This window comes from Salinisphaera shabanensis E1L3A (genome assembly GCF_000215955.2).
Classification (GTDB): Bacteria; Pseudomonadota; Gammaproteobacteria; order Nevskiales; family Salinisphaeraceae; genus Salinisphaera; species Salinisphaera shabanensis.
This window is the reverse complement of record NZ_AFNV02000008.1, coordinates 73,335-93,942: the sequence shown is the minus strand read 5'-3', so window position 1 is coordinate 93,942 and position 20,608 is coordinate 73,335. Positions and strand designations below refer to the sequence as shown.

Below are 20,608 nucleotides of genomic sequence, written 5' to 3'. Positions count from 1 at the left end.
GCCTGCGGCTAACGCACGCTAGCGCAGAATCAGCACCGGCAGCGTCGCGCGGCGAATCATCTCGGTGGTCGTACTGCCAACCAGAAGATGCCGAATACGCGAATGGCCATAGGCGCCCATAACCAGCATGTCGATATCGTTGGACTGCTCATAGGCTCGCAGACTGGCTTCCACTTCCCCGTCGAGGACGGCGATGGTCACTTGGGCACACACACGGTCGAGCGCAGCCTTGGCGTCGTCCAGTTTCTTTCGGCATTCGTCGCTGGCCTCACCGACAAAGACCAGATGGCACACCACATCGGCAAACAGCGGACTGGCAGCAATACGTTCGATCATCGCCTTCGAGGTCCGACTGCCATCAAACGCGACGACAATCCGCTTGGGCGCGGTAAAGCCGGGCGGCGTGATCAGCATCGGGCAATGCAACGAACGAATCACGCGCTCGAGATTCGAGCCGAGATGCTCGTGCGCCGTGTCTGCCGTCTCGCCGCGTTTGCCGATCACGAGCAGGCGTGTCGCACCCTCGAGTTCGACCAGAGTTTCGGCGAGCGCGCCATGGCGCTGGCGTGATGCGGCATTGGCAACGCCGTCCGCAGCAGCGCGCTCACAGGCGGCTTCGAGCATGAGCCGGCCCTGCTCGCGTTCCAGGCGGGCACGCTGTTCATCGAGCTGGGCCAACTCGGCCAGCAGATGTTCGCGCGAACCCAGGCCGATCTGGCCGCTCACATCGGACTCGGCAACTCGGCCGGCCTTGTCGATGACGTGCACGAAAGTCAGCCCGATACCCAGGCGCAGACTGGCCCAGGCGGCTGCGTCGCACACCGCGGGCGAATAAGCCGAACCGTCAATACATGCGGTGACGTGGCGCTCGCTCATGACATCTCCTCGATTTCTTGTGGGTGCTAATGGCCGCCGAGCAGTTTCTCAGCGTCGGGTTTGTCGTGCACAGCAATACGATCGACCAGCGTGGCACTGGCCTCGTTAAGCCCCACCACATCGACCTCGGCGCCTTCGCGCCGGAATTTCAGTACGACCTTGTCGAGCGCGCCGACCGCGGTGATATCCCAGAAGTGCGCGCGCCGCAGGTCGATACGCACATGATCGAGCGCTTCCTTGAAATCGAAGCCGGCCACGAATTGCTCGGCCGAGGTGAAAAATACCTGCCCGACCACTTCATATTCGCGCGACCGCCCATCGTCAGTTTCGGTACTGCCGATATAAAGCAGCCGGCCGACCTTGTTGGCAAAGAACAGCGACGACAGCAGCACGCCCACGAACACGCCAATCGCCAGGTTGTGGGTCGCCACCACGACGACGACCACCGTAACCATCACCACATTCGTGCTCATCGGGTGCTTGCGCATGTCCCGCAGCGACTCCCAGCTGAAAGTGCCGATCGAGACCATGATCATCACCGCCACGAGTGCGGCCATGGGAATGAGCGACACCCAGTCGGAAAGAAACACCACCATGACGAGCAACACGATGCCGGCGGTGAGCGTGGACAGACGGGTCCGCCCGCCGGATTTGATGTTGATCACCGACTGGCCAATCATGCCGCAACCGGCCATGCCGCCCAGCAGGCCGGCGCCGATGTTGGCGATGCCCTGGCCGCGACATTCGCGGTTCTTGTCGCTGCCGGTATCGGTGAGATCGTCCACGATCGTGGCCGTCATCATCGATTCCATCAGGCCGACCACGGTCAACATGATCGAATACGGCAGGATGATCCAGAACGTTTCCATATTCAGCGGCACGTCGGGCCACAGGAAGACCGGCAACGTATCCGGCAGCTCACCCATGTCGCCGACCGTGTTGATACCCAGATCGCTGGCCATGTACACGCCGGTGAGCACGAGAATGCAGATCAGCGGCGACGGCAGCATGCGCCCGATGACCGGCACGTAGGGAAACAGATAGATGATGCCCAGACCGGCCGCGGTCATGGCATACACATGCCAGGTCACGCCGGTCAGCTCCGGCAGCTGCGCCATAAAGATGAGAATGGCCAGTGCGTTGACGAAGCCCGTGACTACGGAGCGAGACACGAACCGCATCAGCTCGCCCAAGCGTAGTACGCCAGCAACAATCTGCAGCACGCCGGTAAGCAGGGTCGCCGCCAGCAGATACTGCAGGCCGTGCTCAGCCACCAGCGTGGTCATGAGCAGCGCCATCGCCCCCGTGGCCGCCGACACCATGCCCGGGCGCCCGCCGGCGAACGCAATCACCACGCAGATACAGAAGGAGGCATAGAGGCCGACCTTCGGATCGACCCCGGCGATGATGGAAAAGGCAATCGCCTCTGGGATCAACGCCAGGGCGACCACCGTACCGGCGAGCACGTCGGCGCGAATGTTGGAAAACCAGGTTTGTCGTATCGATTGAATCATCGTGTCTCGTGCTGGCGTGACGACACGGCGCGCCCGCACGGCCGTGTGGCGCGGCGACGGTGTCGTTGCGCTGGATCTAACAGCGCCGGGCGTATGTCTTCTTCTCGGGTAAGCAAGCGCCGAGCCAGCAACCGTGGGCGCACGAGCTGACAATCGCGAATGCGTTGGCGCGGCTATGCTCGGTCGGGTCGGCCAACCTGAATACGATATGGCACCGAGGCCGGCGCGCCGAGCGCGCGGATATTAGCAGAAGCCGCCCGACTCCTGCGAGGCAGGCCGTGCGGCGTGCTGCTGAAACGGGCCACGCTGTCGTTCACGATTCGCCCATACACGCTTGAACCGCGTGCGTATCGATGGATAAAGGTCCCATCGCTCGCCGCAGCGGCGCGTCGATCGGTGTCGGTCGGCGCTGCGCACGATCGATCAGCACCATCGTGCTGCGCACGCTGGCCAGACGCACCGAATCTACGGCGACGGCTCCAGCCAGCGCAAACGAGCTGTTGCCGATTCGCTCAACGCCGCAGGTGACCTGCGCAGCCGCCGCCCCACGGCGCCAGTGGTGATAGCTCAGATCGACACTCGCCACCAGCAGGCCCAGCGCAGGGTCGTTACGAATCGGCTTGAGCGTGCCGGCTCGGGATTGCTCGGCGAAACGCGATATGGCGAGTTCGCCGATCACGACATCCGGATCGAGATCGGCATAGCGACCGGAAATTTCGGCGGCCACCGGATAGTCGCTCATATCGACCTGCGTCAGCGGCTTCTCAGGCCAGTCGTCTATCGTTGCCGGCGTAGCCGAGAGCGGCGCTACGAGCGCGTCGTAAGTCGCAGGCGGCAGCGCCCGCCAGCCATCACGTTCCCATGCCCCAATCCAAGCCTGCTGTACGCCAACGCATTCACCCTGCTGAAACAAAGCCGTAGCCACGTGATACCCGTCGCGCTCGACGGCGATGAGACGCGCTGTACACAGTACATCGTGCGGAAAATGGGTTTCACGCAGAAAATGCGTAACCGTGCGTTGCGGGCGCAGCAACACGTCGTCCGAGAAGAGGCTCTCCTGGCCAAGCACCGCCAGTTGATGACGCACCCGGACCTCGAGATGCATACCATGCGCCGCAACGTTATTGACGTGGCGAATGGTATCCATATGGCTGTATTGCGGCACAAGCGTATGGCGGAAATCGTAGCGCTCAGGGTCGCTTTGCCAGGATTGCAATTTCACGATCGATTCCTTGGTGCCGAGCCGTTTCAGCGCTTGAAAACCCGTGATTATCACCCGACAACGACACCGCTTGCATGTCGTGCTCGCGCAATATCGCGATTTTTCCATTAACCGGCATGGGCTCTAGGCCGTGGCGATGCGATGATGCCGACACCGCCGCTTACCGGTAGAACAAGCGTATAAAAAGGAGGCTGATAGCCCATGAGCTCTTTGGATTTCACCACGATTTCACTCGACATCGAAGACGGAATCGCCACCCTCTGGCTGGATCGGCCCGAGAAAATGAACGCATTCACGCCGCAGATGAAAGACGAAATGATCGCGGCCTTCGATCACACCGACGCCAACGACGACGTGCGCGCCGTGATTGTCACCGGGCGGGGCCGCGCCTTTTGTGCAGGCGCCGACCTGTCGTCGGGCGGCGATACCTTCGACTACGACAAACGCAAGGGCGTGGACGGCCGGCGCGACGGCGGCGGGCAGGTGACCCTGCGTATCTTTCGCAGCCTCAAACCCGTGATCGGCGCAATCAACGGCGCCGCCGTCGGCATCGGTGCGACAATGCAGCTGCCCATGGACATCCGTATCGCCGCCGACAACGCAAAGTTCGGCTTTGTGTTTGCGCGCCGCGGCATCACACTCGAAGCCGCCTCGTCGTGGTTTCTCACGCGCACAGTCGGGCTTTCGACCGCCCTGGAATGGTGTTACTCCGGCCGCGTTTTCCCCGCCACCGAAGCACATGAGCGAGGCCTCGTGCGTTCGCTGCATGCACCCGACGATCTCTATGGTGCTGCCGTAGCGCTCGCCCATGAACTCACCGACGAAAGCGCGCCGGTATCGATTGCGATGACACGCCAGCTGCTATGGCGCATGCACGCCGAAGGCCATCCGATGGATGCCCACCGTATCGATAGCCAGGCCATTCGCGCCCGCGGTCGCTCGGACGACGCCAAGGAAGGGGTTTCTTCATTCCTGGAAAAGCGCCCGGCGAAGTTCCCCAACCGTGTATCGACTGATATGCCGGATTTTTTCGATTGGCAGCATGAGCCGCCGTTCGAATGAATCCAGAGCGCAAACGTGGTCGTAGCCGATAAGCCAAGCGAAAGACCCGGTGCGTCCGCACCGGGCTCGATTCCAATGCGTTGTAGACAAAAAAAGTCGTACTCCCTATAAACGGATGAGTCGCAGCCGCACGAACCGGAAGACAGCCCAGACAAATGTTGCGACGCGCTGTGGGGGCGGGGATGGATTTTTTAATCGGGACTTACGACGATCGACTGGTTGCGGCGTCACTTGTGATCGTGGTCGTGGCCTCCTATACGGCGCTCGATCTGGTCGGCCGCATACGCTCGACGCAGGGTGTTTTGCTCTATGGCTGGCTCGCCGCCGGCGCTATTGCCATGGGAACCGGCATCTGGTCGATGCACTTCATTGGCATGCTTGCCTTCGAGCTACCCATCGATATCGGCTTCCGAGCCGACATGACGGCCTTGTCCTGGCTCTTGAGTGTCATGGGTTCGCTCGTGGCGCTGGCGCTGCTGGCCCATCAACGGTTGACCCTGGCCCGGCTGCTCGGCGGCAGCCTGTCCTTGGCCGGTGCGATCGTCACCATGCACTACCTGGGTATGTCGGCCATGCATATTACGCCGGCCGTCCTCTACGACCGAGCGTGGGTCGCGGTGTCGATCGCCATCGTGCTGGCGGCCTGTGCCTGGGCTTTACGCATCGGCTTCGCTTTGCCGACATCCGGGGGGCTGAGCGAGTTCGGGCGCAAGTCTGCCGGCGCGCTGCTGCTGGGTATCGGCGTCGCCGGTATGCATTACACGGGCATGCAGGCTGCCGATTTCCCGGCCTCAAGCACGAGCGCGGCCGCCAGCGAACTGGACTGGCGCTGGCTTGCCTTGTTGATCTGCAATACAAGCCTGCTTCTGCTCGCAACCATGCTCGTGGCCATCGCGCTGGATCGACGCATGGAAAATCGAACCGCACAACTTGTGCAGTCGCTTCAGATGGCCAATGTGCAACTGCACCACGCCAACCGTCACGACCCGCTCACCAACCTCGGCAATCGACAACTACTGCGCGAACGCCTGGAACAGGCGATCGAGTCAGCGCACACGGATCGTCAGCGGGTCGCACTCCTACATATCGGCCTGGACCGTTTCAAACTGGTCAATGACAGCCTGGGGCACGACGCCGGCGATACCCTGCTCACGCGCCTGGCCCATGCCATGAGCCAATCCGCACCGCCAAGCGATACGGTTGCTCGTGTCGGCGGCGACGAGTTCCTGATCTTGATGACAGGCGATGTCGGCAGCCGCACGTTACATCGGACCTGCGAGCGTTTGCTCGCGCTCATCCGAGAAATCGACTACGGGCAGACACGTCTTTCGGGCAGCATTGGCGTGGCCCGCTACCCCATCGATGCCTACGACGCGTCCGGCCTACTTACGGCATCCAACATGGCGATGTACAGCGCCAAACGGGCCGGCCGCGATCAATATGCGTTCTTCACCTCCGAGCTGGCCCAGCGCGTAGAGCGTGATGTCACGATTCAGAACGAGCTAGGTAACGCGATCGATCGCGGGCAGATCCTGCCGTATTACCAACCCAAGTACGACGTACGTACACGCCGACTGGTCGGCGCCGAAGCATTAGCGCGCTGGCAGCACCCGACCGAGGGTTTCGTCCCGCCGGATCGGTTTATCGCCATCGCCGAACGATCTCGCCAAATCAGTGATCTACAAAACTGCATGTTGCGTGCTATTTGTTCCGACATGCGCGACTGGCGCAGCAAGGGACTGCTGGTGCCGCCGATTGCGTTCAACCTGTCGGCCAGCTGTCTTCGTGACCCCGACCTGCCCGATTTCATCGCCTCGATGCTGTCTGAATTCGAGCTTTCCGCAAGAGATCTGATCTGCGAGATCACCGAAACCGCTGCGGTTCCGGAGATAGAACAGGCCCTGGATACGCTGGGCACATTGCGTAACCTCGGCATTCGTATATCGATCGACGACTTCGGCACGGGCTTGTCGAGCATGTCGTACCTGCGGGACCTGCCGATAGACCAGCTCAAGATCGATCGCGCCTTCGTCGCACGCCTGGGCCAAAACGTCGATCATGGCAATGCGATCGTGCGGTCGATCATCGATCTTGCCCACTCCCTCAAGCTCGACGTCGTCGCCGAAGGCGTGGAACTCGAATCACAGCTGAGCACACTCGCCGAGCTTCATTGCGACCAGGTGCAAGGATATCTGTTCAGCCCGGCCGTCGACGCGGATGCCTTTTCGGCTTTTTTAAACCGCTCAACGCGTATCAGAACCCGGCCTCAGCAATAGAAAACGCGCGTTGCGCGAACTGATCAATTGCAGTGCGACAGCTAACGAAATCGACCAAAACGCCGAATCCAAACTACCCGACAGCGATCGGTATTAGGCCTATCAGCAGCGCAAGTGGTACGGCCGCGACGCCGAGATAATCGTTCGGTTCGAGCGCGAAGAGTGCAGCGCGCAACAGAGTCTAATCCATTGGCTCGAAATCATCTTTGGTCACGCCACAGTCCGGACATTCCCAATCATCGGGGATATCCGCGAACGGCGTGCCCGGCTCAATACCCGAGTCCGGGTCGCCTTCGACGGGATCGTAAACGAAGGCACAGACGATACAGATCCATTTGCCGCCGAGATCCTCGGCGTTCGGGGTTTTACTCATAGCAATAATTTGTTGGTCGACGGCAAGGCCGCAGTAAGCCCGCAATCGACAAAGGCCGACCATGGGCAGAGATGCTTACACTTTAGAAAACGTGCGTCAGGCCTCAGCCGTAGGTTGCACCCAGGCGCTCCATGAGATGTTCGTGCGCCGTGATGGGCGGATATTTCGCCGGCTTGCTTTCGCCGTGGCAACTGTCCAGACAGGCGATTTCGGCGTCCATATCGGGATGACAGAAGAACGCCACCGAATAGCGATCGCGCTCAGCATTTTCAGCCAACGATGCACCGACGCGATGCGGCGTGGAGCGAAACACGTCGTTGGTCCAGCGTTGCATGAGATCGCCGGTGTTAATCAGCACGGTGCCCGGAATCGGCGGCGCAAAGCGCCATTCACCGTCAAGGGTACGCACTTCCAGCCCCCCCACATCGTCCTGGAATAACAGGGTGATGCTGCCGTAATCGGTATGCCCGCCGGCACGCGGCTTCGCGGCATCGTCCTGGCCTGCCTTGCCCAACGCCGGATAGTGCAGCACCCGCATGGTGTGGTCGTGTGCTGCATGTTTTTCGACGAAGAATTCCCGGGGCGTTTCCAGCGCGATGGCGAAGGCGTGCAATACCGCATCGGCAGTATTCACACAGGCATGAAAGAAACGCTCCATCACGGGCCGGAAAGCTTGCGGTCGCGGTGGCCAGCGGTTGGCGGGATGACGCTGGGCGTGCTCGCCGCTCATGGCATCATCTTCGTTGATATTGAACGCCTCCTTGAAATCGCCCGGCTGATTCGGATCGAGGCTTTCACGGCCGATAGCGACGTAGCCGAGATTTTCTTCCGCAGACTGCCAGGCAACGTCCTGCTTTATCTGGGCCGGCTGATCGAAGAATTCGGCCGACGCGGCGAACATCTCGTCGAGCAGCGCAGCATCGACGCCATGATGCTTCAGATAAAAGAATCCGATCTCGCGACAGGCGCGCGAAATTTCGGCAGCAGTCTCTGCCTGGCGGCTAGTATCGCCGCCAGTAAATGCAGAAAAATCGATAACCGGTACCGGCAGATCGGTAACAGCGTGGTGGGCATTGGCGGTTGCCATCGTCTGTACTCCTGGCATATAGGAACCGGTTTTTCGAAAGCAGTCGCCTGCCTTCTGGCCGCCGAAACCGGATCGGTGGAATAAAAGGCGTGCTATCGAATAGTTTGATTCGATCGGCCACGCCGAAATCGCGCCGGGCGACGCGCGCAAGAGTTTTGAGCGTCAGTAAGTCGAAGACTCCTTCTGTTTCGTGGTTCGACGACACCCCGGCGCGGCAGCGGCCATCGGCTTCATTTGCGCGCCTTGTCGCGTGTGCCGTAGGTCTCGTTGAGCCGCTTGAGAATATGCTTACCGGCCGTGATTGGCGGGTATATCGCGCTGCCGTCGGCGCGCTCGCAGCCGGGTAGGCACTCGATGGTGGTGTCCGCTGCCGGCGAGCAGAAGAAGGCGATCGAATAGCGCGAGGTATTCGTATCGACACCATTTGGCAGCGCGACGCGGTGGCCGGTCGAGCGGAATACATTGTTGGTCCAACGCTGCATGCAGTCGCCGGTGTTAATGATCATCGCGTCATTGATCGCCGGGGCCATCAACCATTCACCGCGCTTGTTGCGTACTTCCAACCCGCCTTCACCGTGTTGGCTCAGCAAGGTAATGCTGCCGAAATCGGTATGCGCGCCAGCACGAATCTGATTTTCTTGCGGGCCGGCATGCGGCACCGGCGGATAATGTAGAAGTCGTAGCGTATTGGCATAGGCATCGTGGGTTGCGGTAAATGTCCCGGGCGCGATCGACAGCGCTCGCTCCATTGCGGACAGGATGATCTTCGCAGCCGCCAGCGATGCCTCGTAGTACGCCAGCACGGTAGCGCGAAGCGACGGATCATCCGCCGGCCAGCGATTCGACGGCACATGCGCGGCGTCGGCGCCTTGCGCTTCGGCACCGGTATCAAAGGCTTCCTTGAGATCACCCGGCCGACGAGGGTCCAGCGCCTGCACACCTGGACCGACATAGCCGCGGTTCGACTCGGGCGTCAGCCAGGCCAATCGCTGCTTATAGCCCGCATCGCGGGCAAAGAAACGCCGCATGGCCGCGAAGGTGTCATCGCGCAGGGCCGCCGGAAAGCCGACGTTGCGTACATACATGAAACCGATCTCGCGCAGGGCGTGATCGACTTCAGCGACGACCCTGCGCTCACCGTCCGGGTCTCCGCTCAGATACGGCGCGAAGTCGACTATCGGCACTTCGTCGAGGCCTACCTTGCGCCCAGGAGCGTGCATGTCGTCGGCCGGCGATATGGAACGACTCATAAGCTTGTTCTCGCTATTTCGAGGGTCGATATGGCCGCCAGGCGCTGTTCCGCCAGGACTGTGATTCGTGCATCGAGCGGCATGTCGCTACCCCATCTCCTCCGGGATCGGCGAACCGGGGGCAAACGCGAACAGGCGGACACACCTAGTCCACTTTGCCCCATCTGCCTCGCCCGTTCTGGCATGGATGCCGTAGCTCAAGGATGGTCGATAAACTCGAGCGCGTAGCCTTTTTCATAGTCGAGATCGGCGGGCAGCACCTTGGCGTCGACCATTTGCTGGAAGAATGTCTGCCAGCGCGCGTCACTCATGGCGCCAATGCCGTATTGTTCGGCGTCGCCGGACTTAACGATGCCGTATTGCTTCATCTTGTCGAGCGAATAGACAAGCAATGCGTCGGCCTGATCGGCGTTGCGCTCCTGAATCAGCGCATTACCGGGCGCGGGGTTCTCGAAATAGCGGCGGTACCCTTCGACGGTGGCGTCAACGAAGCGCTGGACGAGTTCCGGTTGAGCATCGATCGTTTGTTGCGTGGTATCGATCGTATAGGCGTATGGGCTCCAGCCGTTGTCCGCCAGCAAAATACTCTGAGCCTCGGCACCTGCCTGCGCGAGGAAATAACCATCGTTGGTAATATAGCCTTGCTGGATGGCCTGTTCGTCAGCCACGAACGGACCGAAGTTGTAGTCATAAGGTCGCAGCTGGGAATCGCTGTAATCATATTTGGCTTTCAGCCAGGGCCAATAGGCAACGCGCCCGGCCGTTGGGATCTTGATGGGCTCGCCCTTGAGTTTCTCCAGGCTGTCGTGGCCTACGCCCTTATGGGCGACCAGCGTCTGCGGGTCCTTTTGCATGATCGCTGCGATCGTGACCAAAGGAATACCTTGTTTGACAGCATTGAGCGTATTCAGGCTGTAGCCGGTCTGAAAATCAGTCGCACCACCCATGAGCAGTTGCATGCCGTTAACGTTCGGCCCGCCGTCACGAATCGTCACGTCGAGGCCGTGATTCTCATAAATCCCTTCGGCTTTGGCCTGATAAAAGCCACCGTGCTCGGCCTGGGCATACCAGCTCATCCCGACCGTGACTTCGTCGAGCTCCTGTGCCGACACCGCAGATACCGCGCTAAGCGACAAAACAGCGATCGCGCCTTGAACCATTACGCGGTTGCGACGAAAACGCAGCCACTCGAAGTTGTACTTCATCATCAATCCCAGCGTTACCCAATGCAACGTTGCATGCAAACCATGTGCCATCGGATTTGATCGTCCCGTGTCCCAGCAGCTGATACTTCATAGGCCTGGTGAGCAGACGCCATGCTGGCCTGCTCTATTACCGTGCTCGGCCCGACGACCGCGCACCGAACCAGCACAAAAGAGCAATACCCAGGCATGTCGTGCCGGCGACGCCATAGGCGCCGTCAACCCCCACCGTTTCGAGCAGCGGCTGTGTCACAAGCGGAGAGACGAACTGCCCGGTGAAAATACCGGTATTGACCAGACCCAGCGCCAGGCCCCGTTGGCTACCGCTGGCGCAATCGCTGGCGGTATTCGACAGATGCGGAAACAACAGCCCGACCCCGCTGCCGCCGATCACCAAGCCGATGAGAATCGACCCGTAACCGGGCGCCTGAGCAATCCATAGGTAGCCTAACCCCACCAGCACGAAGATCAGCACGAAGGTGGCCGTCGCCTCTAGAACACGGCGCACACGCACATAGACCATGGCACCTGCACCGACCGACAACGGCATGAAGGCGACCGCCCAACCGGTAGCAAAGGCCGATATATCCGGATCGAGCTCGTGCAGGTAGAACGGCAGATGCACCGGAACCATATAGAACGCGACCATGCCAGCGAATGCCAGCAGCATCGTCGGCACCAGCAGCCGAAAATGCAGCTGCCCGCCAGTCGTTTGGCTGGCATCGCGGCGCGACTCGGCCCGGGGCTCGCGAATATGACATAGCACCAGCGGCAAGATGACCAATGATGCCGCATAGATCGCGAACGCCACCCGCCAGTTGATATCGGCCAGTACCCCGCCCAGGCAAAGATAGATGAAGCCACCGACCGACATCACCCCGGATTGCCAGCCGAGCACGCGTCGGCGCGCCGCTTCGTCGTAATAATCCGCTATCAAAGTGATCGCGGTGACCATGATCACCGCGATCGCACAACCCAGCAGCGCGCGGCTGATGATCAGCCAGACTAAGTTCGTTGCAAGGCCGCCCGACGTGCCCGCGAGCGCGTAGAACACGAGCGCCAGTATCAACGGCTGACGACGCCCAAAACGGTCGATTGCACGGCCGGCCAGCGGCGCGCCAATAGCACTGAACAACGTCGGGAACGTTAGCGACAACCGTACCCAGAAGGCAGCCGTATCGGTATTGCCGAAGGCCCGAGCGATACCGGGCAAGGCCGGCGCGATACAGGCGCTGGACATGACCGTGAGCGAGCTGACCGCGAAGATCGCCGCCAGTCGCCAGCCGTCTTTACCCGGCGAGCCACGATCGGTTTGTGCGAATTCAGACGAGTTCACGTACCGCGGCCGCCGCCTCGCGTGCGAGTTCGCCCATATCAAGCCCGGGAATAACGCCGTCATCCACAATCGTGCGGCCCTGCATCATGGACAGCTTGATATGCGGCGTGCCAGCACAAGTAACCGGCGCGATCGCCGGATCGTGCATACCACAATAGCGCGGCGCGTCGAGATCGTAGAGCACCAAATCCGCATCCTGGCCGACCGCGAGCGTACCGATCGCATCCAAGCCTAGAATCTCGGCGCCGCCGCGCGTGCCCCAGTGCACCACGTCCTCGACGTGGGTGGCCGCGGCATCCATGCGCGTGCGATGTACCAGCCAGGCCTCGTGGGTTTCGCTGATCATGTCGGCCGCCTCGTTGGAGGCCGCACCGTCCACGCCGATGGAAATGGGAATACCGCGTTCGGCCATCGCCGGAATCGGGCCAATGCCGCTGCCGAGGCGGGCATTGGACTGTGGACAGTGGGCAATGCCTGTTTTCGTTTGCGCCAGGATCGAGAATTCAGATTCGTCCACGTGCACCATATGCGCGTAATAGACGTCCTCGCCGACCCAGTCGTGCTCGGCGACGAATTCCACCGGGCGCATACCGTAGTGCTCGGCGCAGTAATCGACATAGCCTTCGGTTTCCGACAGGTGCGAGTGCAGGCGCAGGCCCATGCGCCGTGCCTCGGCCGCGATCACACGCAGATCCTGGGGAGAGACCGAGAACGTCGGCGTGGCCGGGGCGATGATCACCCGCTGTTTGGCATTCGGCGCCGGGTCATGGAAACGACCGTGCAAGCGCTGGATATCGCCAAGAAACTGATCCAGCGTCTCAGGAGCGAGATCCTTCGGATAGCCCGGATGCGCGGCGGGCTGGGTCTGACCGCCGCGACACAGCACGAACCGCAGGCCCATTTCCTCGGCCACCTCAAATAACACGTCGGCCATGGTCGGATCGCCGTCGCGATGATAGAGATAATGATGATCGGCACAGGTGGTGGTGCCCGACAGCGCCAGCTCGGCCAGGCCCACCTTCGCGGCCACGCGCAGCAATTCCGGTGTGAAGCGCGTCAGCCGCGGATACGGCACCAACCGCAGCCAGTCGAACAAGCGCTTGTCGATACCCTCGGGTACACCCTTGAGCACCGCCTGAAACAGATGATGATGCGTGTTAACCCAGCCTGGATAGACGACGCATCGGCTGGCATCGACCGTCGTCTCATCGGCCGCAGCCGCGAGGCCAGGCGCCATCTCGGCAATCACGCCGTCGCGCACACGGATATCCACGCCACCGACGCGCGCGTCGCGTCCGGGCGCGCCGTTGAGTACATCGATAGGGTTCTTGATCAGCCAATTCGTCATGAGTCATTCCATAACGCGAGCGGGCCGCGTCGTTCGACGTCGCCCAAGTGAATAGAAAAGGCCGCGCACACTCGCACGCGGCCAAGGGAGCAACCCGGAGCGCTGTCGCTATTCGCGCGGCATGCGGAATTCATGGATGGTGGCAATCGCCCGCGTCCAGGCATCGATGAGCAGCTCGGCCATGCGTTCGCCGCTCTCGCGGGTCGCGGCCGTGGCATCGCCGACCACGCCGCTTTCCGATACGTCGTGAGCGAGCCAGGCATAGGGCAGCGCACCCTCGGGCGTAAGCCCGCCGACGGTCTCGGGCGGGTACTCGCAGACAGCCCGGTCCATTTTTACGGTGCGCTCGATCAGCGCCCACATGATCGCGGTCTCGGCCGTACCGGCGTGCATGCCCAGTTCGCGCTCTTTTTCGGGCAGCTCGGCGCGGGCTTCGGGTGCAAGCGTCCAGACGAACCAGGGAAAGACCATGAAGTCCGGATATTTTTCGCGCAGGTCACGCGCAACGATATCCAGCACCTGGGGTTGGCCGCCGTGCCCGTTCGCGAAAATGAGTTTGCGAAAACCCGACCGATACAGGCTTTCACCGATATCAGTGAGCATCGCGATCAGCGTCTCGGCGCGCAGCGCGATGGTACCGGGGAAACGGTTGTGCTCGTTGGACTTGCCACACCACACCGCCGGCAGCGCATAGGCCGGAATCGCATCGTCGAGCTGCGCGAGCGCGCGCCCGACGACTTCGCTGGGAATCACGGTATCGACATAGGTCGGCAGGTGCGGGCCGTGCTGTTCGGTGGCCCCCACTGGCAATACTATCGGCGTGTTCGCTTTGTCTTCGAGATCGCGCACGCTGTGCCAGTCCAGAAACGGCAGGAAGCGATGATCCGGCACCGGGCCATTGAGATTCGACTGATTCATCCGACGTTATCCAGTTCGGTGACTTCGCCCCAGGCGCGCATCTTGCCGGGGTTGAGCAGCCCTTTCGGGTCGTAGGCTTTCTTGCGCGCCAGCTGGCGCGGGTCGGCTTCACCGCTGTTGTGCCCATCCTCGAGAATATGCGTATGCGGGTTGGCGATATGCACGTCGTGGGCTTCGTGATACGCGATGATCTCGTCGAGGCGCTCACGCGTGGTATAGCGCACGATCTGGATCCCGCTGCAGGTCATCATCCCGCCGATATTCAGAAATTCCAGATGCATGGGCACCTCGTCGCCGAAGTGCTGGTACATATGCTCGATCTGCTCGAGATTCTTGCCCGCGCGAAAACCGCTTTGCAGATACGTCACATCCTTGTACTGCTTGAGCGCACGCAGCGTGGTGTGGTTCCAGGTGTATTCGATCAGGGTGTTGGAATCGCTTACCTCTTCCGGAGCCACCTGCTTGGCGACCGTACCGTTGTGCTCGGCCGCGATCTCAGCCATGGGCTGAAGCGCGTTCTCGGCGATGATCACGAGGGCCACATGCTGGCCGGGCTTGGCATAGTCGCCTAGTTCGATCATCTGTGGAATCGGATCGGCCAGCACGGTGTCGAGTTTCTTGACCACGCCGCCGGCCTCGCCCAATGCCTGACCGAAACGGGCCGCGTCCATGAAATCGTCGAACACGACGATTGCTTCCGCCCAGGCCAGCGCCGGCGCCATGGCGAATTCGAGTTCCAGCAGGATGCCGTTGGTGCCATAGGCATGATGCAGATCCAGTGCATCGTCGCCGCGCAGTTCGATGACTTGCGGCTCGGCCTCGACGGTCATGACCTTGGCACCGAGCACATTGCCGCGCTCGCCCAGGCGCCCGTAGGTGATCGAACCGATACCGCCGAAACCGCCGGCGAAGAAGCCGCCCACTGTGGCCAGACGAAAGGTCGAGGACATGGTGCGCATTTCCCAGCCTTCGGGCACCGTCCATTTGTTGACCTCGGCCAGACGCATGCCCGCCTGCATGCGTGCCACGCCGCCCTTGAGCCATAGCGGCTGCTTGTAGGCACTCATGTCCATGACCACGCCGCCGAACATGGGGGTGGACTGCCCATAGTTGCCGGTGCCGCTACCGCGCAGCGTCAGCGGTACGCTATGGGCAACGCAGGTCTTGACCACCTGGGCGACCTGTTCTTCGGTCGTGGGTTTAACGACCACGTCCGCCTCATAACCTTCGAAGAAATCCTTGAGCACGGGCGAAAACCAGGAAAAGTCCTTGGACAGACGCTTGCGCTGTTTTTCGTTGGAAATGATCTCGACGTCGCCCAGCTCGGACGAAAACGTCTCGATCGAAAAATCGACGGCCTGTGTCATGTTGATTGCCTTTGTTTGGATTCGCGAATCGATCGGCGTTACCGGCTTATTGCTCGTTCTCGAGATAGCTTTCATGCCAGCTAGCCAGCGCCAGGCGCGACAGCCAGACCATGAGCGCGAACAGCGCGATACCGGTCAGCGTGATCAGAAAGAGTGCGGCGAACATGCGCGGAATCTGGAGCGTGTAACCCGATTGCAGGATCATGTAGGCTAGCCCGGCCTTGGCACCGCCGGTGCCGGCGACGAACTCGGCCACTACCGCGCCGATCAGGGCCAGGCCGCTACTGATGCGCAGCCCGCCGAAGAAATACGGCAATGCGCTGGGTATACGCAGACGCGTGAGAATCTGCCAACGACTCGCGCGGTTCATGCGGAACAGATTCATCAGGTTCGGATCGACGCTGCGCAGGCCCATTGTCGTATTCGAGATGATGGGGAAGATAGCAATGATCACGGCACAGATAATCAGCGCCGTGGTGGTGTCGTCGGCCCAGATGATGATGAGCGGCGCGATCGCGACCACCGGCGTGACCTGCATGATGATCGCGTAGGGAAACAGACTGATTTCGATCCACTTGCTCTGGACGAACAACAACGCCAGCGCCGAACCGAACACCACAGCGATCAGAAACGCGATGACCGTAATCGTGAGCGTGATATAGAGCGCATGCATCAGCACGCCGAAGTTTTCAATCAGCGACACGCCCACCGCCAGCGGCGACGGCAGCACATAGGGCTTGATATCCCAGGCCACCACCGCCGCCTGCCAGCACACCAGCGCGAACACGCCCACCATCAGCGGCGCGAAGATTTGTACGAAACGTTCGTTATGAACCAAGGGAGCTTTCATAAAATGTTCCTCACGGCGAGCGATCAGCTGGAGACTTTTTCCAGCGCGTGCGAGGCACGCCGGCAGTACTCGGCGTACTCGTCGGAATTGCGAAACTCATTGCCGCGCGGATACGGCGCTTCGATGGTTAGCTCTTCAGCGATCCGTCCCGGGCGTGGTGCCATCACCGCGATCCGGTTGGATAGATAGACCGCCTCGTAAACGCTGTGGGTGACGAAGATCACCGTCCAGCCGCGTTCTTTCCACAACCGCAGAATGTCGTCGTTGAGCCGGTTTCGGGTCATCTCGTCGAGGGCGCCGAACGGCTCGTCCATCAGGCACAGACTCGGCTCCGTAACCAGCGCCCGGGCAATCGACGCGCGCATCTGCATGCCGCCCGACAGCTCACGTGGATAGGCCCCTTCGAAGTCCCCCAGGCCCACCATGGTCAATGCGTCACGCACCTTGGGCATGCTCTCGGACTTCTTGACGTGCTTGAGATCAAGCGGCAGGCGCACGTTCTTGTCCAGGCGCGCCCAGGGCATGAGCGTAGGTGACTGGAACACGAAGCACAGCTCGCGCCCGGGCTGGCCGACCACGCCGTAATCCTGTTCCCACCATTTCACCTCACCCGACGTGGCTTTCGACAGCCCCGCGACGATGCGCAACAGCGTGGATTTGCCACAGCCCGACGGCCCCAGCAGGCTGATGAAATCGCCCTCGCGGACGGTCAGATCGACCTGGTCCAGTGCCCTGGTTTCGTTACCATAGACTTTGTCGACCTGACTGATATCGACGACCGGACGCTTGCCGCCCGGAACAGGGCCGCCCGGGGCTTGCGCCGTCGGCTCGGGTGAAGTTTGGGTTTCGGCATCCATGAGTCAGACTCCCGGTACGGGAAAAGCATTGAAAAGAGGGTAAGAAACGGCACGCCGCATCAGGCCTCGGCCCCGACCCAGGGCAGCGATACAAAGCTGTGTTCGCCATCGGCGAAGGCGAGCGTGATGATCGACAGCGCTGCGGCATCCGCGCAGCCCTGGGCGCCGCTGTCGCGGCCGTCGTTGAGTTCCAGCGCCGGAAACGCTGCCCCGGCCAGCGACACGGCCAGGCGATCGCCGGCCGCAAAGCGGGCACACACGGCTCGCAGATCGATGACGATCGGTTCGCCGGTATCGCCTGAAAACCCGCGTCGTACGCCGTGGGCGATATTGCGCGACACGCCGTCGCGATCGACACGTGCCAGCGTCGCGTGCACATCGAACGACGGCGTATCGGCGTCGGCGACGATCGACAGGCACACATCGCCGGCCAGCATGCGATCGGCGGTCAGCGGCTCCGATACATAGCAGGCCACGTCTGGCTGTGCCTCGATGGCGTTGCGCTGGCGCGGGCCGGGCGTTTTCGAGGCGTAATGGCCGCTATCGCTGACCGGACGCCACGGATCGTGTACGATCCGGCAGCCGCCGGTGCCGGGTTGATCATGCAGATGCCCCCCATCCCGCCGCAGGGCATCGGTATTCAGATAGTGTTTTTCGGTCGCATCGGCCGGCCAGGCATCGAAGCGCTGCCAGTCGCACCGTGCGAGATCGAACAGACGCACGTTCGGCAACTGCTCCACACCGTTGTCTGCATCCTTGAGGAACCGGTCGAACCAATGCAGCTGCAGGGCATCGATCGCCATGCCGTCGGCAGCCCGGCCCATGTCCTGATCGCCCACATGCGGTGTCCAGGGCAAGTGCCCCCAGGGGCCGATGTGCAGCTGGCGCGGCGCGTCACCCGGCAGGTCTCGATACGCTTTCAGCGTGCCGCCGAGAAAGCCGTCGAACCACCCGCCGATGAACAGCGCCGGCTGATCGAGCGATGTGAGCTGGGCTGACGGGCTGCGCGCAGCCCAGTAGTCGCTGTCGGCCGGCGCATTCAGCCAGTCGTCGTAGTGGGTGCCGGCCAGGCGCTCGCGCAGCGCCGTATTGCGCGGATCGATCAAATCCACGATCGGCGTGGCATGGCCAAGAGCATAGAGATCGCGATAGCGCGTGTCATCGCCACTACGACGTGCGCTCTCGGCGCCCAGTTGGGCGGCCCAGCCGATATTGCGAGCCGCACAAAACACGTCGTTGTCATAGGCCATATCGGCGCGCAGGTCGAACGGCGCCATAGCGGGGCAGATCGCGGCCAGGGCTTCGTGACCGCTGGCAGCGGCCAGCAGCTGGGTCAGCCCCTGATAGGAAAAACCGTACATGCCAACCCGGCCGTTCGAACCGGCCAGATTGGCGACCCAATCGAGCGTATCTGCGCCGTCGTCGCGCTCGTGCACCAATAGATCGAACGCGCCCGCCGAGCTACCGCGCCCGCGTACATCCTGGATGACCACGACGTAGCCACGGGCGGCGTACCAGCTCGGATGGGCATAGGTCACGGTCGAGGCGATACGTCGGCCATAGGGCTGACGCATGAGTAGCACCGGCAGCGCCTCGTCGGTGATCGGCCGATAGACGTCGGCATCCAGGCGCACGCCATCGCGCGTGTGCATGGATTCGACGCTGACCGCAGCGACTTCGAATAGCGGCTCAAGCGGCATGAACGAGCCCGCTGAGAACACGACGGTCTTCGTCATCCAACTCGGCCGGCACGCCCGAGCGGATGAGATCTCCGAATGCGTCGTCCGGCACCATCAGACACATCATGTACAGCCGTTCGCTGCCCGTGTTCTGGATGAAATGCTCACCGCCGCTCGGAATGAGTACTGCATCGCCCTTCTTGAGCGCACAGGGATTGCCATCGACCGTGCAGGTGCCTTCGCCGTGTAAAACGTAGAACCATTCGTCGCCGTGCTCGTGCAGGTTCGGCGGCTGGCGGCCGTCCACGTCGAAAATCTCGATACACACGATGAAGTTCGTGCCGTCGCGTTTCGGGTCGTGGATGATGGCGAGCCGGTTGGTGGCGTCGGCCTCGATTCGATAGGTTTCGAAATCGTCCAGACTGCGGGCGATAGGGTTCATTGGGACTCTCCAGAAGATTGGGCAAAGCCGGCGCGCACGTCAGCGCTGTGGGCAACGAATCCGAAGATCTGCTTGACGTTGTAGCGCGTGGCTTCGCGGCAGAACTCGGGCGATGCGGTGGTCGCACAGTCGTCGACCAGCACACAGTCGTAGCCCAGAAAATTCGCGTCCGCGAGGGTGTGCAGTACGCATTGATCGCTGTTCACGCCGGCGAACAGCAGCGTGGTGATGCCCGCGTTCTTGAGCACGCTGTCGAGTTCGTTATCCCAGAACCCGGACATACGGTACTTGTCGACATGGATATCGCCGGGTGCGGCGACCAGCTCATCGACCGTGGCTGCGCCCCAGCTGTCGCGCTCGAGAACGGGCGCGCCGCTGGCCGGGACCGCGTCGCCCAGACCCACGCTCTGTCCGTCGGGGTTATAGACATGCAGCAACGCCGCGCTGATGTTGCGTCGGTCGAGCCGGTTGCCCCAGTTCACCCACACCACCGGCACCTCGGCCGTACGCAGCACCGGCAACAGATCAGCCAACGGCTCGATAGCTTGGCGTGGTCCCGATACATCGACACCGATATGGGCCAGCCAGCCATCGGGGTGACAGAAATCATTTTGCATATCGATGACGACGATGGCCGTCTTGTTCGCATCGACAACGATGTGCTGCGGCTCGGCCTGGATAGCGACGCGGCGCGGTGGCGGCGGCGTACGGGTCATATCCACCTGCTGCGCGTTGACATGCCAGGCCGTCGCCGGCGCATGGCCCAGGCTGGCGTTGTAGTCAGTGTCCTTCATCGTGGCTAGAACTCGATTCGAAACCGGTGCGCCTATAGCGCACAACGTTGCATGCATCACGATGCATGGCGTGTGCCAACTTCGACGCATCTGCCAACTTCGTGCCAGTCGCGACGCCGCGGCCTGCTTGTATCGGTCACATCGCGAGCGCTCAT

General features: G+C 61.6%; 18 protein-coding genes and 1 pseudogene. 2 read left to right on the top strand and 17 right to left on the bottom strand.

From position 1 onward, the window contains the following. Nucleotides 1-18 precede the first annotated feature (18 nt). The 3 genes from SSPSH_RS06615 to SSPSH_RS06605 form a co-directional block, all read right to left on the bottom strand. On the bottom strand, nt 19-876 hold the full coding sequence (locus tag SSPSH_RS06615) for a universal stress protein (RefSeq protein ID WP_006912900.1): 858 nt from the start codon (nt 874-876) through the stop codon (nt 19-21). 26 nt (nt 877-902) lie between these two features. Next, entirely contained in the window at nt 903-2,390 is a 1,488-nt protein-coding gene (locus tag SSPSH_RS06610; RefSeq protein ID WP_006912899.1) for a SulP family inorganic anion transporter, read from the bottom strand. Between the two features lie 313 nt (nt 2,391-2,703). Then, nucleotides 2,704-3,612: an acyl-CoA thioesterase gene (locus SSPSH_RS06605; protein WP_021031517.1), complete on the bottom strand. Its 909-nt coding sequence runs from the start codon at nt 3,610-3,612 to the stop codon at nt 2,704-2,706. A 201-nt stretch (nt 3,613-3,813) separates the two neighbouring features. Here SSPSH_RS06605 and SSPSH_RS06600 point away from each other — a divergent pair, with 201 nt between their 5' ends. Continuing rightward, on the top strand, nt 3,814-4,674 hold the full coding sequence (locus tag SSPSH_RS06600; RefSeq protein WP_006912897.1) for a crotonase/enoyl-CoA hydratase family protein: 861 nt from the start codon (nt 3,814-3,816) through the stop codon (nt 4,672-4,674). A gap of 182 nt (nt 4,675-4,856) precedes the next feature. Then, the gene (locus SSPSH_RS06595) at nt 4,857-6,950 is read left to right on the top strand and encodes a putative bifunctional diguanylate cyclase/phosphodiesterase (protein WP_006912896.1); all 2,094 of its coding nucleotides are present in this window, start codon (nt 4,857-4,859) and stop codon (nt 6,948-6,950) included. Between the two features lie 181 nt (nt 6,951-7,131). Here SSPSH_RS06595 and SSPSH_RS06590 read toward each other — a convergent pair whose 3' ends face one another. The 14 genes and pseudogenes from SSPSH_RS06590 to SSPSH_RS06530 form a co-directional block, all read right to left on the bottom strand. Then, nucleotides 7,132-7,323: a rubredoxin gene (locus SSPSH_RS06590; protein WP_006912894.1), complete on the bottom strand. Its 192-nt coding sequence runs from the start codon at nt 7,321-7,323 to the stop codon at nt 7,132-7,134. A gap of 103 nt (nt 7,324-7,426) precedes the next feature. Then, complete coding sequence (locus SSPSH_RS19410; protein WP_244263497.1) at nt 7,427-8,053, bottom strand: isopenicillin N synthase family dioxygenase; 627 nt, start codon at nt 8,051-8,053, stop codon at nt 7,427-7,429. Between the two features lie 12 nt (nt 8,054-8,065). Next, nucleotides 8,066-8,410: pseudogene (locus tag SSPSH_RS19850) on the bottom strand (2-oxoglutarate and iron-dependent oxygenase domain-containing protein); the annotation flags it as partial. A gap of 230 nt (nt 8,411-8,640) precedes the next feature. After that, nucleotides 8,641-9,660: an isopenicillin N synthase family dioxygenase gene (locus tag SSPSH_RS06580; RefSeq protein ID WP_006912892.1), complete on the bottom strand. Its 1,020-nt coding sequence runs from the start codon at nt 9,658-9,660 to the stop codon at nt 8,641-8,643. A gap of 197 nt (nt 9,661-9,857) precedes the next feature. Further along, nucleotides 9,858-10,916, bottom strand: a complete 1,059-nt coding sequence (locus tag SSPSH_RS06575; protein WP_202962132.1) for an ABC transporter substrate-binding protein — start codon at nt 10,914-10,916, stop codon at nt 9,858-9,860. 76 nt (nt 10,917-10,992) lie between these two features. Beyond that, nucleotides 10,993-12,198: an MFS transporter gene (locus tag SSPSH_RS06570; protein WP_006912890.1), complete on the bottom strand. Its 1,206-nt coding sequence runs from the start codon at nt 12,196-12,198 to the stop codon at nt 10,993-10,995. Continuing rightward, nucleotides 12,185-13,546 (bottom strand): amidohydrolase family protein, encoded by a 1,362-nt coding sequence (locus SSPSH_RS06565; protein WP_006912889.1) that lies wholly within the window; start codon nt 13,544-13,546, stop codon nt 12,185-12,187. Before SSPSH_RS06565 ends, SSPSH_RS06570 begins: the two co-directional genes overlap by 14 nt. A gap of 108 nt (nt 13,547-13,654) precedes the next feature. After that, nucleotides 13,655-14,464 carry a creatininase family protein gene (locus SSPSH_RS06560; RefSeq protein WP_006912888.1) on the bottom strand — a complete coding sequence of 270 codons (810 nt, stop codon included), beginning with the start codon at nt 14,462-14,464 and terminating at the stop codon, nt 13,655-13,657. Next, nucleotides 14,461-15,831 (bottom strand): FAD-binding oxidoreductase, encoded by a 1,371-nt coding sequence (locus tag SSPSH_RS06555; RefSeq protein WP_006912887.1) that lies wholly within the window; start codon nt 15,829-15,831, stop codon nt 14,461-14,463. The genes SSPSH_RS06560 and SSPSH_RS06555 overlap by 4 nt, the downstream gene beginning before the upstream one ends. A gap of 46 nt (nt 15,832-15,877) precedes the next feature. Beyond that, nucleotides 15,878-16,681, bottom strand: coding sequence for an ABC transporter permease (locus SSPSH_RS06550; protein WP_006912886.1), 804 nt, complete (start codon nt 16,679-16,681; stop codon nt 15,878-15,880). A gap of 23 nt (nt 16,682-16,704) precedes the next feature. Further along, on the bottom strand, nt 16,705-17,538 hold the full coding sequence (locus tag SSPSH_RS06545; RefSeq protein WP_006912885.1) for an ABC transporter ATP-binding protein: 834 nt from the start codon (nt 17,536-17,538) through the stop codon (nt 16,705-16,707). Between the two features lie 59 nt (nt 17,539-17,597). Next, on the bottom strand, nt 17,598-19,274 hold the full coding sequence (locus SSPSH_RS06540; protein WP_021031512.1) for a CocE/NonD family hydrolase: 1,677 nt from the start codon (nt 19,272-19,274) through the stop codon (nt 17,598-17,600). Continuing rightward, nucleotides 19,228-19,659 (bottom strand): cupin domain-containing protein, encoded by a 432-nt coding sequence (locus SSPSH_RS06535; protein ID WP_006912883.1) that lies wholly within the window; start codon nt 19,657-19,659, stop codon nt 19,228-19,230. Before SSPSH_RS06535 ends, SSPSH_RS06540 begins: the two co-directional genes overlap by 47 nt. Then, a complete protein-coding gene (locus SSPSH_RS06530; RefSeq protein ID WP_006912882.1) occupies nt 19,656-20,453 on the bottom strand; it encodes a cysteine hydrolase family protein in 798 nt (265 codons plus the stop codon). The genes SSPSH_RS06535 and SSPSH_RS06530 overlap by 4 nt, the downstream gene beginning before the upstream one ends. Between the last annotated feature and the right edge of the window lie 155 nt (nt 20,454-20,608).